Source organism: Bacillus sp. HSf4, from assembly GCF_029537375.1.
GTDB lineage: Bacteria > Bacillota > Bacilli > Bacillales > Bacillaceae > Bacillus > Bacillus sonorensis_A.
On record NZ_CP120679.1, the window covers coordinates 3,050,181 to 3,064,594 of the forward strand.

The following is a 14,414-nucleotide window of genomic DNA, read 5'->3' on the forward strand; positions in this document are numbered from 1 at the left end:
CTTAAAACATGCGAAGCCGATGTGCAGCTTCACTCCATTTGAGTTCGTTCCGCAGGTTTGGAATCGTTGTGCCGCGATTGATCAAAACTGCTTCAATACCTGACATTTCAGCCCAGTCGAGCAATTGTTCAGCGGTCAGCTGATAAGAAAGGCATGTATGATGCGCTCCACCTGCCAAAATCCAGGCCTCCGCAGACGTTCTGAGAGACGGCTCCGGCTTCCAAAGGACGCGGGCCACCGGAAGATTCGGCATATCATGCTCCACTTTTTGAGCTTCCACTTCATTAATCACGAGCCGGAAGCGCCCGCCCAAGTCGACGAGAGAGGCATTAACAGCGGAACCCGCGATTCCGTCAAACACGAGCCGGGCCGGATCATCTTTGCCACCCATTGACAGAGGATGGACTTCAATTCTCGGCTTGCTGTCGGCAATTGAAGGACATACCTCAAGCATGTGCGAGCCAAGAATCATTTCATTGCCCGGTTCAAAGTGATAAGTGTAATCTTCCATGAATGATGTCTCTTTTCCGTCTGCCATCACTTTCATCATGCGGACGAGAGCCGCCGTTTTCCAATCTCCTTCTCCTCCGAAGCCGTAGCCCTCAGCCATGAGCCTTTGGACAGCCAAACCCGGCAGTTGCTTCATGCCGTACAGATCTTCAAAGGTCGTCGTAAAGGCGGTGTAGCCGCCGCCTTCGAGAAAGCGCTTTAATCCAAGCTCAATCCGGGCCTGCTCTTTCACGGATTCACGGACGCCATCTCTTTTCGGCCAGTCGTAGAGCTCCTCATATTCGGCCAGCAGCTCGCTTAAGCTTTGTTCTGATACCGCGTCGATCTCCCGGACGAGATCGCCGATTCCATAGCCGTCAACAGTCCAGCCGAACTGAATTTGTGCTTCGATTTTATCCCCTTCCGTCACAGCAACATTGCGCATGTTGTCGCCGAAACGGGCCACTTTGATATGACGGCTTTCAATGTAAGCCACCGCAGCGCTCATCCAGCGATCGATCGACCGTTTCACATCCTCGTCTTCCCAGTAGCCGGCAATGACCTTACGCGGAATGCCCAGTCTTGTTCCGATAAAGCCATATTCGCGGTCGCCGTGGGCAGATTGATTGATATTCATGAAGTCCATATCGATTTGGTCCCATGGAATGTCCCTGTTGAACTGTGTATGAAAATGAAGGAGCGGTTTATTCAGCTCAGAAAGGCACGGAATCCACATTTTTGCCGGTGAAAATGTGTGCATCCATGTGATGACGCCGGCGCATGTCTCATCCCTGTTAGCCTCTTCAAAGAGCTTTCTGATGCCATCAAGCGAGGTCGCAACCGCCTTGTACTTGATGTTGAACTTCAATTGGCCGTCATTTAATCCTTTGCAGATGATGTTTGAATGATCTTCAACTTCCCTTACGGCCTCTTCTCCATATAAATGCTGACTGCCCGTCACAAACCAAAATTCATGCGTTTTTGACTGAATCAAGATGTTGCCTCCTTTGCATTTAAGGTATTGTGGAACATTAGTAAACTATTAAAACGCTTACATAAACATCTGGCCAATCTATTCGGTACCGATGATGATGATTCTATATGTACGTACAATTAATAATAAAAAATATATTTGTACGAACAAGTTTATTATATTAATAAGACCACATACTGTCAATTTAATTTCCGGTTTGTTTGGCAATTTTTTTTGACAATTCGCAAACAAAAAACGCCAAGCAGCAGAATACCGCTTGGCTCTAAGAACGATTAATACCTCGGCCACCCTTGGGAATCCCAGTACAAATCGTTGATCAGCAATTTGGAAACCCCATTGTCAAGAGCGTCATAGCCGTGTCTGACAATAATGGAGTTGTTCAGCACATCCTGATGTCCAGGTCCTTTCCAGCGTTCGTTTCCGGCGTCCAATATCGTCCCCCCGCCGTTCAGCATGTTTCGGCCGCTCTTGTCATAATAAGGCCCCGTAATATTTTTCGAACGGCCGTAGGCAATTTTATACGTGCTGTCGATCCCCTGGCAGCAACGGTCAAATGAAACGAATAAATAATAGTAGCCGTCTTTGTACGTAATGTTCGGAGCTTCAACAGCTCCGCCATTATTCGGCCTTGAAGCGATCGAATACAGCTCCCCCGTTGGCTTCATCGTATTTTTATCAAGCTTTGTCAACTTGATGCCGCTCCAAAACGAACCGAAGGAAAGCCATGGATTCCCGTCTTTATCAACCACCAAGTCTCCATCTATCGCATTATAATTGTTTGCAGAAGTCGACCTGATGACAAGCCCGTCATCGCGCCACTGGCCGGAAGCGATCCGGTCTGTTGAAGCCAGCCCGATCGCAGAAGTGTTTGAGCCGAATGAAGAAACGGAATAGTAAAGCCAATACCGCCCGTTATAGTAACTGATATCAGGCGCCCATTGATGCGCTTCGTGATTTGGTACGTACATCTTCCACCATGACAATGGAGTTGGAAAGATGCTCGGCGCTGCGCTCCATGTGATTCCGTCAGCTGATTTGATGACGCGCAGTCCGCTGCCAAGACCGGTTCCAAAGGTGTACCATGTATTCCCTTCTTTAATGATGGAAGGGTCATGAATAAAGTTGTCTCCTTTCGTATCCCAAAATGCAGCCGAAGCTGCTTGAGGCGTTGAAAAAGCCGTGATCAAACCAATCATCAAAGCCGCCGTCAAAGAAATTCCTTTCAAAACGCGCTTCACTAAACCACACTCCTATCCATCATATTGCACGACAAAAACAAACGGTCCCCCTCCCTTGTAATTTTTTGGAACATTGTTATATATGTAAGCGTTTTCTAAAATATTCTAAAAAAAGCAGACAGCTTACAAAACTGTCTGCTTAATCACCATTCAATCAAATGTAATATGTTGAACTGTTTCTTTGTCTAACCTTTTGACGACTTCGGTAATTAATTTCACCGCATTTTCATAATCATCGCGATGGAGCATAGCCGCATGTGTGTGGATATAGCGGGTCGCAATCGTAATCGACAGAGCGGGCACTCCGTTTGCTGTCAGGTGGATTGAACCCGAATCGGTTCCTCCGCCTGAAAGAGCGTCAAATTGATATGGAATCCCGGCTTCGTCCGCTACTTTTGTGACAAAATCGCGAAGCCCTTTATGCGATACCATTGAGGCATCGTACAAAATGATCTGCGGTCCTTCGCCCATTTTACTAGTCGACTCTTTTTCTGTAATTCCCGGTGTGTCCCCGGCGATTCCGACGTCAACACCAAAGGCGATATCAGGCTTGATTGTGTGTGCGGCCGTTTTTGCGCCGCGCAGTCCGACTTCTTCCTGAACGGTGCCGACACCATAGACCACATTCGGGTGATCGGCTCCTTTCAAATTTTTCAAGACGTCGATGGCAATCGCACAGCCGATGCGGTTGTCCCATGCTTTGGCAAGCAGCATTTTCTCATTGTTCATGACCGTAAATTCGAAGTAAGGCACAATTTGGTCTCCCGGAAGAACGCCCCATTCCATCGCTTCCTCACGGCTTGAAGCGCCGATATCGATGAACATGTCTTTGATGTCGACCGGTTTTTTGCGCGCGTCAGGCGACAGGACATGCGGCGGTTTTGAACCGATCACACCGGTGATGTCCCCTTTTTTTGTTACGATCGTTACGCGCTGTGCCAGCATGACCTGGGACCACCAGCCACCTACCGTTTGAAACCGGAGATAGCCTCTGTCATCTATGCGTGTCACCATAAAACCGACTTCATCAAGATGACCGGCGATCATGATTTTCGGCCCGTCAGCTTGTCCGGTTTTTTTCGCAATCAGGCTTCCCAGTCTGTCTGTCGTTACCTCGTCTGCAAACGGCTCTATGTATGACCTCATCACTTTTCTCGGTTCTTTTTCATTTGCCGGTATTCCTTTTGCATCTGTTAATTCCTTTAGCATGGCCAGTGTTTCATCGAGTTTTGCCATCAATACATTGCCTCCTTTATTAACCCTCATTACTATTATACAAAAACATGCCTTTTCAATACGGTCAATATTGCCTCTAGCTTTTTTCATAAAAAATGAAACCTTATGTTAATCGGGACGTATATATTCAGATATACTCATTTTCTTTCAAAAGGGAGGGCTTTTTTAAATATGTTGGTGATCGTGATAAGGCTCGCTTTGCTGGCGCTTTTGATTTATGCCGTATACAGGATCGTTCAGTTTTTAGGAAGTCCGGACCGGAGATTGAAAACAGCACAGGCAAAAAAACATTTTTACTTTTTTGATGAACGAAAAAACACGCGCAAAAATTTCAGATTAACCTTTAAAGGCGTGCTTTTCGAAGGAGAAAAACACATTCCGTCCAAAGACCATCCGTTGTTTATTCACGCGGTTTTCGTCTGGACCGAAAGCCCTGAAGAAAAGCTCGGCGCATTTACAGCCGCGGATTTCAGCGAATTGGAAGAAAAGATTAAACAGCGCTTCCCCGACTGTAAAATCGATTGGGATTCGTCCATCCTAAAGTGGCGAAACAAACAGGCAGAGCAGCAATAGCTTCTCTGCCTGTTTAGTTAAAAGTATAAAAGCCCGTCAAAACAACGTGCGCAATCAGCAAAAGAGGAACCCCGATCTTGAAGGAAAGGTGTTTCGTCTTATGCCTGAACAGGAGCATGCCGCCCCAGACACCCAGGGAGCCGAAAACAGCCGCTGTCAGCCAGATCCGGCGTTCAGACACCCTCCATTTGTTTTTGACGGCTCTTTGCTTATCGCTTTTCATCAATAAAAAACCGTATCCGTTGATGAGGATTACGTATATCAGCAAAATCGTATTCATTTTTTGACTGCTCCTTCATGTTCTTAAGAAAGACGGGACATTCGCCGCGGAAACGCCCCCCTGAAAGCATAAGAAAAAGGCCGAAACCGGCCTTTTTCATTATTTATTCAGTTGCGCTTTAGCAGCATCAGCAAGCTGATTGAATGCAGTAAGATCGTTTACAGCAAGGTCAGCAAGCATTTTGCGGTTCACTTCAATGCCGGACAGTTTAAGACCGTGCATTAAACGGCTGTAAGAAAGACCGTTCATACGTGCTGCAGCATTGATACGAGTGATCCAAAGTTTGCGGAAATCGCGCTTTTTCTGACGACGGTCGCGGAAAGCGTAGTTTCCTGACTTCATAACCTGCTGGTTAGCTACTTTATATAATGTATGTTTTGAACCAAAATAACCTTTTGCTAATTTGAGAACCTTTTTACGACGTTTGCGTGTAACAGTTCCGCCTTTTACTCTTGGCATTTGATTTCCCTCCTAATTATACCTTTTCCGAAATTACTTAATGTTGGCAAGCTGCTGCTTGATGCGTTTGAAATCGCCGGCGCTGACGACTGCGCTTTTGCGAAGCTTGCGTTTTTGTTTTTGAGATTTATTTGCGAACAAGTGACTTGTATATGCATGAGAACGTTTCAGTTTCCCGGAACCTGTCTTTTTAAAACGTTTCGCAGATCCGCGGTGAGTTTTCATTTTTGGCATGGATGTTTCCTCCTTAATTACTTTTCAGTTTTAGGTGCGAGCACCAGGAACATGCTGCGGCCGTCCATTTTCGGCTTCGTTTCAACAGTCGCCACTTCCGCACAGGCTTCTGAAAAACGGTCAAGCACGCGCTGTCCGATTTCTTTATGCGTGATCGCACGGCCTTTGAAACGGATGGATGCTTTCACTTTGTCCCCTTTTTGCAGGAACTTGATGGCGTTGCGAAGCTTTGTATTGAAGTCGTGTTCTTCAATACCAGGGCTCAGCCGAACTTCTTTTAAGTTAATGATTTTTTGATTTTTGCGTGCTTCTTTTTCCTTCTTCTGCTGCTCGAATCTGTACTTTCCGTAGTCCATGATCCGGCATACAGGCGGTTTTGCATTCGCTGCAACCAACACAAGGTCAAGATTTGCGCGACCCGCAATTTCCAGTGCTTCCTGGCGGGATTTGATCCCAAGCTGATCGCCATTTTGTCCGATCAAACGGACTTCACGCGCACGGATACCCTCATTAACCAATTGATCTTTGCTAATAATGAGCCACCTCCATAGAATCTTTGAATTGATTTCACAACTCATTTTGACCGTTTCTTTGCATTTCCACAGGCAAACAAAAAGTGTGGGCATAAAACACCCACACTGCGAACATCTGCATAAAAAATAAGAAATGTACGTTTAACCTGCCAACTACAAGAATGTGTCAATCAGGTGAGAAGCGGGTGCTTCTGCTTGTTGATATATATTCAATTCATTATCCATCTTACATAAACAAATCCTGCAAGTCAAGATATAAAATTTATCACAACATTTGCTATTATAACAGGCCGGTTTTGAAATAGCAACGGTGATTTTCATATTTTTCATTCTAACCGGCGATCTGGACGAACAGCGGAATCGCAAATCCGATTGTCGCCGGCTTTAAAAAGACTTCATGATGTCCCCTTCGCTTTTGTCATCCTCATATGTAAAACCGCCTGCTCTCGGAAAGGCGATCCCGGGAATCACAGCGACGAACAAAGGTGTAACCAGAAAAGCCCGTTCGTTTTTTTCTGCTCACTTCTTTTGGCTTGCCGGCTTCATTGTATTCAAAACGATTTTACCGGCACTTGCAGGATATCGGGGCCTGCTGCAGAAAAGAGGCGCTGAAATACAAAATAGCGGAAAGTGAGATCTTTTCGCACGGCAATCAATTCCAATATGTGCTAATTAGCCAATATCAATCGTATAGTGATTAATGTGAACCACATGATGAATAAAGGAGTGGCAGTCAATGAATGATGGAAGACAGCATTTTATTCCTGCTGCGGCATTCAGCTCATCCGTCAAGCGCGGTTTGCTGCCGGAAGACGCTTCTCTTGCCGCCGAAGCGCCGAGATTTGCGGATCATCCGTTTAAGCTCGGCGTTGCCTCAGGGGACCCGCACCCGGACGGATTTGTGTTATGGACGAGGCTTGCGCCTGATCCGCTCGCTGAAGACGGCTTAGGAGGGATGCCGAGCCGGAATGTCCCGGTTCGCTGGGAGGTAGCTGAAGACGAACACTTTCACCGGATCGTCAAACGAGGAACAGCAGCCGCACTCCCTGAGCTTGCCCACTCAGTTCATGTTGAAGTACACGGTTTAAAACCGGGTCGATATTACTGGTACAGATTTAAAGCAGGCCCCGAGATCAGCCGCACAGGCAGGACAAAAACAGCGCCTTCCCCATTTGAAAATCTCAAAGGCATGTCGTTTTCTCTTGCCTCATGCCAGGCATGGTATCACGGATATTTCACCGCCTATCGGCATATGGCAAAAGACCATCCGGACGTTGTCTTTTTCCTGGGCGACTATATTTACGAATATCCCATCAATGCCAAGAACCTTTACCGGGATGTCGAACTGTCGAGCGCACACAACGCCAAAACGGTCACATTAAGCCAATACCGGCTGCGGTATTCCCTCTTCAAAACAGATCCCGACCTTCAGATGATCCATGCGTTGGCGCCTTGGATCGTCACGCCGGATGACCATGAAGTGGAAAATAATTATGCCGGCCCACATTCGCAATACAATACATCACCCGAAGCGTTTCTCCGTCAGCGCGCTTCTGCCTACCAAGCATTTTATGAAAACATTCCGATCCGCGCCGCCTCGATTCCGAACGGTCCTGATATGCTGTTGTACCGGCGGTTCTGCTACGGAAATCTGGCGGAATTTAATGTCCTCGACACTCGGCAGCACCGCGACAACTATCCGGCAAATGAAGAGGAGCGGCTTGATCCAAAAAGGTCGATCCTTGGAAGCGCCCAAGAGCGGTGGCTTTTTGACGGTCTCAGCAAGTCAGATGCGATCTGGAACCTGCTGGCACAGCAAGTCGTCGTCGCGCAAATCGATCGCGACACAGGGCCCGGGGTCGAATACAGTACCGATCAGTGGGACGGATTTCCCGCCTGCCGCGACAGGCTTTTCTCCGCATACAAAGCGTACGGCATCAAAAACCCGGTCGTATTGACGGGAGATATTCACAGACATGCAGCTGCAGACTTAAAAGCCGACTTCAATGATATTCAATCTGAGACGATCGGTACTGAATTGATCACAACATCGATCGCTTCTGACGCCGACGGGTCGGAGACGGATTCTCTGGCGCCGATCTGGCTCGGAAATCCCCATGTCAAATTGTACAATGCCCAGCGGGGGTATGTCCGCTGCACGATGACCCGGTCACACATACAAGCCGACTTTCAGGTTCTTCCTTATATCACCCGGCCAGGCGCTTCAGCCTCAACATATGCCAGCTTTGTCATTGAAGCGGGCCGGCCTGGACTGGAACGAGTACTGTAATACCGTCTGCTTCATAGCAAATGAAGCAGTTTTCAGCTCTTTTGCATAGGTGCGCTGACCGAACCATTGAACCTTCTTTCACGAAGAGATTATGTCTCGAATGAAGGCGGTCACCAAAAAACCTTGGACTCTCTATTTGCTCCAGAGCGGCCAATGTATGATGGACGGCAGCTCTCTCATTCAGCCTCTGGCGGAAAAAAGGGGGACGTCTGAGCAGCGATTGACAGCACCCGATAGGTCTGCACAGCCTTTGCCTGCTCTTCTTTCCGAATAAAAGATTGGATGAGCGACAGAAAGATAGGCTCATTCCATTTGATCACCATCGGCAAACCGAGGCGTCCCCTTGCTTTCCTTTGATACTGCGTTACATCACAATCCTAAAATCACCGCTTTCACATCCTATTTATCTATTGTAAAATAAATGAGAGAATTCTATAAACTAAAGGCAGAGGAGAAGATCATGAAAGCCGTATTTTTTGATTTAGACGATACATTGCTCTGGGATGAAAAAAGCGTCAGTACTGCATTTTCCAAAACATGTCATAAAGCCGAAGAAAAATACGGAATCAATGCGGCTGAATTTGAAGCAGCCGTCCGCCAGGCTGCGCGCGATCTTTACACGTCTTATGAAACATATCCTTACACGGTGATGATCGGCATCAACCCGTTCGAAGGACTGTGGTCGAACTTCAGCGAACCGATCAGCGAAGGGTTTCAAAAGCTCAACAAAATCGTTCCTGAATACAGAAAGAACGCCTGGACAAACGGATTAAAGGTGTTTGGCATCGACAATCCCGCCTTCGGGGAAGAACTCGGCGAATATTTTGCGGCAGTTCGCCGAAAAAGCCCTTTTGTGTATGAAGAAACATTTGCCGTTTTGGATGAGCTGAAAGGAAACGTTGAGCTTCTGTTACTGACAAACGGCGATCCGAGCCTGCAAAAAGAAAAATTGGCTGGTGTACCGGAACTTGCTCCTTATTTTAATGAAATCGTCATTTCCGGTGATTTCGGCAAAGGAAAGCCGGACCCGAGCATTTTCGAACACTGCCTCGGTCTTCTCGGCATTACAAAGGATGAAACAGTGATGGTCGGAGATAACTTGAACACCGATATTCTCGGCGCTTCAAGAGCGGGAATTCAAACCGTCTGGGTCAACCGCAAAGGCAAAGTCAATGAAACCGATGTGAAGCCGGATTATGAAATCAGTGATTTACATGAACTGTTTGACATCCTCGCCGAAAAACAGCAGTCAAGATAAACGAAAAAAGCATGACTCCGAATGGAATCATGCTTTTTTTCATGTGTTATTTTTTCGCTTCAGCGACGGCTTTTTTCACGAAATCCTCAAGTGAAACCGTTTCTGATTTTTGCTCACCGTATTTGCGGACATTGACCGCTTCATTTTCGACTTCCTGATCCCCCACGACAAGCATGTAAGGGATCTTTTGCATCTGCGCCTCACGGATTTTGTAGCCGATTTTTTCGTCACGGCTGTCGACTTCAACGCGCAAACCTTCACGCTGCAGGCGTTCCTGCACTTTTTTTGCATAGTCGAGGTGTGCGGATGGCGACACAGGGATGACCTGGAACTGCACCGGAGCAAGCCATGTCGGCAGCGCTCCTTTATGCTCTTCAATCAAGAAGGCGACAAAGCGTTCCATTGTCGATACGACACCTCTGTGAATGACGACCGGACGGTGCGGTTTTCCGTCTTCTCCGACATATGTCAGATCGAATTTTTCAGGTAGCAGGAAGTCAAGCTGAACAGTTGACAGTGTTTCTTCTTTGCCGATTGCTGTTTTGACCTGCACATCAAGCTTCGGTCCGTAGAACGCCGCCTCGCCTTCAGCTTCGTAATAATCATGGCCGATCTCGTCCATCGCTTCCTTCAGCATCGATTGTGCTTTGTTCCACATTTCATCGTCATCATAGTACTTCTCCGTATCCTCCGGATCGCGGTAAGACAGGCGGAATGAATACTGTTCAAGACCGAAGTCTTCATACACTTCCTGAATCAGGCGGACCGTGCGGATGAATTCGTCTTTGATTTGATCAGGGCGGACGAAAATGTGGGCATCATTCAACGTCATCCCGCGGACGCGTTGCAGACCTGAAAGAGCGCCTGACATTTCATAGCGGTGCATCGTCCCGAGCTCTGCGATCCGAATCGGCAGCTCACGGTAGCTGTGAATGTCATTTTTATAAATCATCATATGGTGCGGACAGTTCATCGGACGAAGCGTCAATGTTTCATTGTCCATTTCAATCGGCGGGAACATTGTGTCCTGGTAATGATCCCAATGTCCTGATGTTTCGTAAAGCTCTTTGCTGCCAAGCACAGGCGTATAGACATGCTCATAACCGAGAGCGAGCTCTTTATCCACAATATAGCGCTCGATGACGCGTCTGATGGTCGCGCCCTTCGGCAGCCAAAGCGGCAGCCCTTGTCCGACCTTTTGTGAAATCGCAAACAGCTTCAATTCTTTGCCCAGTTTTCTATGGTCGCGCTCTTTCGCTTCTTCCAACAGCCGGAGATGCTCTTCAAGCTCGGCTTTTTTGAAGAAAGCCGTCCCATAGATGCGCTGCAGCATCTTGTTGTTGCTGTCCCCGCGCCAGTATGCTCCCGCAAGGCTCAGCAGCTTAAATTCCTTGATTTTTCCAGTCGAAGGAACATGAACACCGCGACACAGATCGAAGAATTCGCCCTGCTCATAGATCGATACCGTCTCGCCTTCCGGAATCGCGTCAAGCAGTTCCAGTTTCAAGTCATCGCCGATTGCGGCAAACCGCTCTTTCACTTCTTCGCGGCTGACTTCTTTTCTTTCGATCGGCAGATTTTCGCCGACGATTTTTTTCATTTCCTTTTCAATCTTTGGAAGGTCTTCCGGAGTCAGCGCTTCCTCCAGATCGACGTCATAATAGAAGCCGTTTTCGATCACCGGACCGACGCCAAGCTTGACGTTTTTATACAGTCGCTTGATCGCCTGAGCCATTAAATGCGCGGTGCTGTGGCGCATGATGTCAAGCGCTTCTTCGCTGCCTTCCGTAATGATTTCGATGGCGCCATCCTCAAGGATCGGTGCGCGCAGATCGATTTCTTTGTCGTTTAATTTTCCGGCAATCGCTTTTTTCTTTAAGCCGGGACTGATTGATGCCGCGATATCTTCTGTCGTCGTCGCTTTGGGAAACTCCTTAACCGCTCCGTCAGGAAATTTGATTTTTACCATATCTGACATCCTAGTCACTCCTTTTTTTTACAAAATAAAAAATCCCCGTCTCCCTGTGAAAGGGACGAGGATTTGATAAACGGAATTCGTGGTTCCACCCTTTTTCCCGAAAAGCGCAAAAAACCCTTGGGCGCTTTCGGCTTTAGGTTCTGTAACGGGAAGTCCCGTCAGCCATTACTTGACATTTCGTCTTTCACAACTGATGTTCAAAGGCGGTAAAAAAATGATCCTTGGTTTAAGAGACTTGCAGCCTTGGTCTCCCTCTCTGTCAAACCGGTGTTCATCTTTTCATGTCCTTATCAACACATAGATCTTTAAGTTTATACCGTATTATAAATCGTTTTTCATGCAAAATCAAGAATGCTCTTCAAAAATGTTCTCCTCAGGATGAAAGGAATCAAGTGATAAAATCCGCACCCGCTCCTGGAAAATATTTTGAATCGTCTGCACCATAGCATGCTCTCGATTCTCTGTATAAAGGTCGATTTTCCTCGGAGCTATCGATACGAGCGGCGCCAGCAGGCGGGAATCAATATACATCGGGTGTTCTCTTATGAATCGTCTGTCTATGTATTTTTTTTGTTCCCGTTCTGAAACAAATTTTAGCTCCCACAATACAAAATAATCATCATGGACAATATGAACTCGCTCAATCATCGGCTCCTTCGCCATGACATACTCTCTCAGCGACTGAATAAACGTCTGGTATTCCTGTTCCATTTTATATTCATCGATCGCCGCTTCGACATAGCCTCTCAGGCGCTCATAATATTTGCCGAGCCGAAACGTCATAAAGGAGCGGATCGACAAGACGTTTTCTTCAAGACAGATCGTTTTGAGCTCCTGGATGATGTAATGCTCACGAGGGGTATCGTCCTGATTGAGAGGCAGCCCCTCCAGTTCACCCTCCATAATGCTGTGGGCCAATTGAAGAATTTGCTGCTGCTCATCCCGATCCAAAAAGTAATAATCACCTTCAATGACCGAAAGCATATATTCATCTTCCTTGCATTCTGTAAAAAACCTCGTCAAAATCGGCTGAATAAAAGCCTGGATACTGACAGAGGAATGGGTTTTTTCAATTCCGATCTTTCCTGGCGCTTTGTGAACCTTGATATGCCGGCTTTGATCCGCATTGCGAAGCAGATGCAAAAACGCGGCTGTATCATAATCATCTTCAAATGTAATTTCGAGCATGTTTGTCCCCCCTAACAACATCTGATACATGTATATGGGCGGGACAAAAAAAATAGACTTAAAAAAAGGACTCCGTGTTCAATCAAACAGCTCCTGCACCTTTTTTCTGAACAACAAGGGAACGGTAATGAACAAAAGGTAGATGGCGGCGATGATCACAATCGCGGCGATGTCTCCGGACAAGAGGCTTGACCCGAGTGCATTTAAAATAACCGTACCAGGAATGATCCCCGCGGCAGTGGCCGCCAAAAAAGCGAGAGGCTTGACTTTCGAGACGCCGGCCGCATAGCTGACCGCATCAAAATGAATCGGTGCGAGCCGCAAGAGGAGGATGCAGAAAAAACCGTTCTTTTGCAAAAGAGCCCGAAAACTTTCAAGTTTCAGAGGCGCTTTTTTCATACCGCCGCCAAGCCTGTAAGCGAGGGCGAATGATAAAAAAGCCCCGCCGGCGGCTCCAATAAACGAATATAAAGATCCGAACAGCGGACCGAATGCCAAACCGCCGCCGACGGCAAAAACCGAGGCGGGAAGCAGCAAAAACGGCCGGATCATTAATAAACCGATGTAGATCAGCGGGGCAAAAACGCCGAAGGATAAGACGGCTTCCCTGATATGGCGCGGGCTGAGATTCAAATACTTTGTATTAAACCATATTCCGGCGGCAAGAAGCGCGGTGATCACCGCCCATTTGCCCAAGCCTTTTTTTTGCATGCTCTTCATCTCCCTGTCGTCACTAACGGCGGTTTTTCCCATTCAGCCGGACGGGTGTAGCCAAATACCGCACCCTTTCCATCAGCCTTGCCGCCTTCACGTCCTCTTTTTCTCCCCTTTGGGAATATGTGAAATGATGCTTCAGCTCGTCCGGGTCAAAATTTGATGAAAAGAACGTCGGCAGCTGCCGGCTCATTCTGTGCTGAAGGATCGTGCCGAACACTTCATCCCTGACCCAGCTGGACATCGATTCTGCTCCGATGTCATCGAGCATGAGAACCGGCGTCGATTTGACCATATCGAGTTTTTCCTCCAATGACTGATCGTGAATTGCGTTTTTCAGCTCCCTGACAAATTCGGGAACATAGACAAGGATGGACGGGTGATCCTTTGCCGCAAGTTCATTGGCGATGGCCGCCAGCATAAAGGTTTTTCCAACGCCGAACTGCCCGTGGACATAAATTCCTTTTCCTTTTCCTGTCTCGTTGTAGTCATGAAAGAATTCAGTCGCCAGCTGAATCACCTTCAACCGGCTCGGGTCGTCACCGTCAATGTCGGCAAATGTGGCATCCAGAAGATCCTCCTGAATATAGATGCTTTTGATGAGCGACCGCTGTCTCTCCCTTTCATCAGCTTTTCGTTTTTCCGGACAGGTGTCATACTGGACATCGATCGTTTTCCCGTTCAGCACAAGCTTCGGATGGTATCCCTGGATCAGGTTTTTGCATTCCATTAAACTTGGGCAGTCCCCGCAGGCTTTGCTTTGCTGTGTATACTCGTAAAGCTTGTTTAAGCTTCTCTCGATCATACGATCATCCACTACAGCCTGATGCTGGTCGATAAATTGCCGAACATCTTTGTCAGAGAGAACCTTTTCTTTCATATCTTCCAGGCGTTTCTTAAAGTCAGGCCTTTTCGTCACACCTTCGAGTGCGCGTTTAATCGGCTCCATA

General features: G+C 47.4%; 15 protein-coding genes, 1 pseudogene and 1 other annotated feature. Of the genes and pseudogenes, 3 read left to right on the forward strand and 13 right to left on the reverse strand.

The genetic code is table 11. From position 1 onward, the window contains the following. Nucleotide 1 precedes the first annotated feature (1 nt). The 3 genes from araA to P3X63_RS15750 form a co-directional block, all read right to left on the reverse strand. Nucleotides 2-1,483, reverse strand: a complete 1,482-nt coding sequence (gene araA / locus P3X63_RS15740; RefSeq protein ID WP_277691404.1) for an L-arabinose isomerase — start codon at nt 1,481-1,483, stop codon at nt 2-4. Nucleotides 1,484-1,755: 272 nt separating this feature from the next. Further along, nucleotides 1,756-2,679, reverse strand: a complete 924-nt coding sequence (gene abnA / locus P3X63_RS15745) for an arabinan endo-1,5-alpha-L-arabinosidase AbnA (protein ID WP_179115754.1) — start codon at nt 2,677-2,679, stop codon at nt 1,756-1,758. Between the two features lie 192 nt (nt 2,680-2,871). Then, complete coding sequence (locus tag P3X63_RS15750; protein ID WP_026588204.1) at nt 2,872-3,957, reverse strand: M42 family metallopeptidase; 1,086 nt, start codon at nt 3,955-3,957, stop codon at nt 2,872-2,874. Between the two features lie 171 nt (nt 3,958-4,128). On the opposite strand from P3X63_RS15750, the gene P3X63_RS15755 reads away from it, so the two are divergent. After that, nucleotides 4,129-4,530 (forward strand): sigma-w pathway protein ysdB, encoded by a 402-nt coding sequence (locus P3X63_RS15755; RefSeq protein ID WP_077736220.1) that lies wholly within the window; start codon nt 4,129-4,131, stop codon nt 4,528-4,530. Nucleotides 4,531-4,543: 13 nt separating this feature from the next. On the opposite strand, the gene P3X63_RS15760 is transcribed toward P3X63_RS15755, so the two are convergent. From P3X63_RS15760 to P3X63_RS22930, 5 genes and pseudogenes are all read right to left on the reverse strand, one after another. Continuing rightward, nucleotides 4,544-4,810: a DUF1294 domain-containing protein gene (locus P3X63_RS15760; RefSeq protein ID WP_026588206.1), complete on the reverse strand. Its 267-nt coding sequence runs from the start codon at nt 4,808-4,810 to the stop codon at nt 4,544-4,546. Between the two features lie 99 nt (nt 4,811-4,909). Beyond that, on the reverse strand, nt 4,910-5,269 hold the full coding sequence (gene rplT / locus P3X63_RS15765; RefSeq protein ID WP_003222420.1) for a 50S ribosomal protein L20: 360 nt from the start codon (nt 5,267-5,269) through the stop codon (nt 4,910-4,912). A 33-nt stretch (nt 5,270-5,302) separates the two neighbouring features. After that, the gene (gene rpmI, locus P3X63_RS15770; RefSeq protein ID WP_003184267.1) at nt 5,303-5,503 is read right to left on the reverse strand and encodes a 50S ribosomal protein L35; all 201 of its coding nucleotides are present in this window, start codon (nt 5,501-5,503) and stop codon (nt 5,303-5,305) included. Nucleotides 5,504-5,520: 17 nt separating this feature from the next. Further along, entirely contained in the window at nt 5,521-6,039 is a 519-nt protein-coding gene (gene infC, locus P3X63_RS15775) for a translation initiation factor IF-3 (RefSeq protein WP_111304963.1), read from the reverse strand. A 68-nt stretch (nt 6,040-6,107) separates the two neighbouring features. Beyond that, nucleotides 6,108-6,239: a sequence feature (ribosomal protein L20 leader region), on the reverse strand. A gap of 140 nt (nt 6,240-6,379) precedes the next feature. Next, nucleotides 6,380-6,534 (reverse strand): annotated as a pseudogene (locus P3X63_RS22930) (LrgB family protein); the annotation flags it as partial. Nucleotides 6,535-6,772: 238 nt separating this feature from the next. Here P3X63_RS22930 and P3X63_RS15780 point away from each other — a divergent pair. Further along, complete coding sequence (locus P3X63_RS15780) at nt 6,773-8,326, forward strand: alkaline phosphatase D family protein (protein ID WP_277691408.1); 1,554 nt, start codon at nt 6,773-6,775, stop codon at nt 8,324-8,326. Nucleotides 8,327-8,502: 176 nt separating this feature from the next. Here the strand turns inward: P3X63_RS15780 and P3X63_RS15785 are convergent, their stop codons facing one another. Next, the gene (locus P3X63_RS15785; RefSeq protein WP_163170537.1) at nt 8,503-8,655 is read right to left on the reverse strand and encodes a hypothetical protein; all 153 of its coding nucleotides are present in this window, start codon (nt 8,653-8,655) and stop codon (nt 8,503-8,505) included. A 131-nt stretch (nt 8,656-8,786) separates the two neighbouring features. Between P3X63_RS15785 and P3X63_RS15790 the strand changes: the two genes are divergently transcribed. Beyond that, a complete protein-coding gene (locus P3X63_RS15790) occupies nt 8,787-9,584 on the forward strand; it encodes an HAD family hydrolase (protein WP_077736218.1) in 798 nt (265 codons plus the stop codon). 46 nt (nt 9,585-9,630) lie between these two features. Here P3X63_RS15790 and thrS read toward each other — a convergent pair whose 3' ends face one another. From thrS to dnaI, 4 genes are all read right to left on the reverse strand, one after another. Next, nucleotides 9,631-11,562, reverse strand: coding sequence for a threonine--tRNA ligase (gene thrS / locus P3X63_RS15795; protein ID WP_277691411.1), 1,932 nt, complete (start codon nt 11,560-11,562; stop codon nt 9,631-9,633). 345 nt (nt 11,563-11,907) lie between these two features. After that, nucleotides 11,908-12,750, reverse strand: a complete 843-nt coding sequence (gene ytxC / locus P3X63_RS15800; RefSeq protein WP_026588211.1) for a putative sporulation protein YtxC — start codon at nt 12,748-12,750, stop codon at nt 11,908-11,910. 78 nt (nt 12,751-12,828) lie between these two features. Then, the gene (locus tag P3X63_RS15805; protein ID WP_026588212.1) at nt 12,829-13,461 is read right to left on the reverse strand and encodes a TVP38/TMEM64 family protein; all 633 of its coding nucleotides are present in this window, start codon (nt 13,459-13,461) and stop codon (nt 12,829-12,831) included. 22 nt (nt 13,462-13,483) lie between these two features. Further along, entirely contained in the window at nt 13,484-14,413 is a 930-nt protein-coding gene (dnaI, locus tag P3X63_RS15810; RefSeq protein WP_026588213.1) for a primosomal protein DnaI, read from the reverse strand. Nucleotide 14,414 lies beyond the last annotated feature (1 nt).

Bases quoted from the DNA above. Each gene is read 5' to 3' on its own strand.
- P3X63_RS15780 (WP_277691408.1), top strand. From the start codon at position 6,773: ATGAATGATGGAAGACAGCATTTTATTCCTGCTGCGGCATTCAGCTCA.
- thrS (WP_277691411.1), bottom strand. From the start codon at position 11,562: ATGTCAGATATGGTAAAAATCAAATTTCCTGACGGAGCGGTTAAGGAG.
- abnA (WP_179115754.1), bottom strand. From the start codon at position 2,679: ATGATTGGTTTGATCACGGCTTTTTCAACGCCTCAAGCAGCTTCGGCT.
- rplT (WP_003222420.1), bottom strand. From the start codon at position 5,269: ATGCCAAGAGTAAAAGGCGGAACTGTTACACGCAAACGTCGTAAAAAG.
- P3X63_RS15755 (WP_077736220.1), top strand. From the start codon at position 4,129: ATGTTGGTGATCGTGATAAGGCTCGCTTTGCTGGCGCTTTTGATTTAT.
- P3X63_RS15790 (WP_077736218.1), top strand. From the start codon at position 8,787: ATGAAAGCCGTATTTTTTGATTTAGACGATACATTGCTCTGGGATGAA.
- P3X63_RS15750 (WP_026588204.1), bottom strand. From the start codon at position 3,957: ATGGCAAAACTCGATGAAACACTGGCCATGCTAAAGGAATTAACAGAT.
- ytxC (WP_026588211.1), bottom strand. From the start codon at position 12,750: ATGCTCGAAATTACATTTGAAGATGATTATGATACAGCCGCGTTTTTG.
- rpmI (WP_003184267.1), bottom strand. From the start codon at position 5,503: ATGCCAAAAATGAAAACTCACCGCGGATCTGCGAAACGTTTTAAAAAG.
- P3X63_RS15805 (WP_026588212.1), bottom strand. From the start codon at position 13,461: ATGCAAAAAAAAGGCTTGGGCAAATGGGCGGTGATCACCGCGCTTCTT.
- P3X63_RS15760 (WP_026588206.1), bottom strand. From the start codon at position 4,810: ATGAATACGATTTTGCTGATATACGTAATCCTCATCAACGGATACGGT.
- dnaI (WP_026588213.1), bottom strand. From the start codon at position 14,413: ATGGAGCCGATTAAACGCGCACTCGAAGGTGTGACGAAAAGGCCTGAC.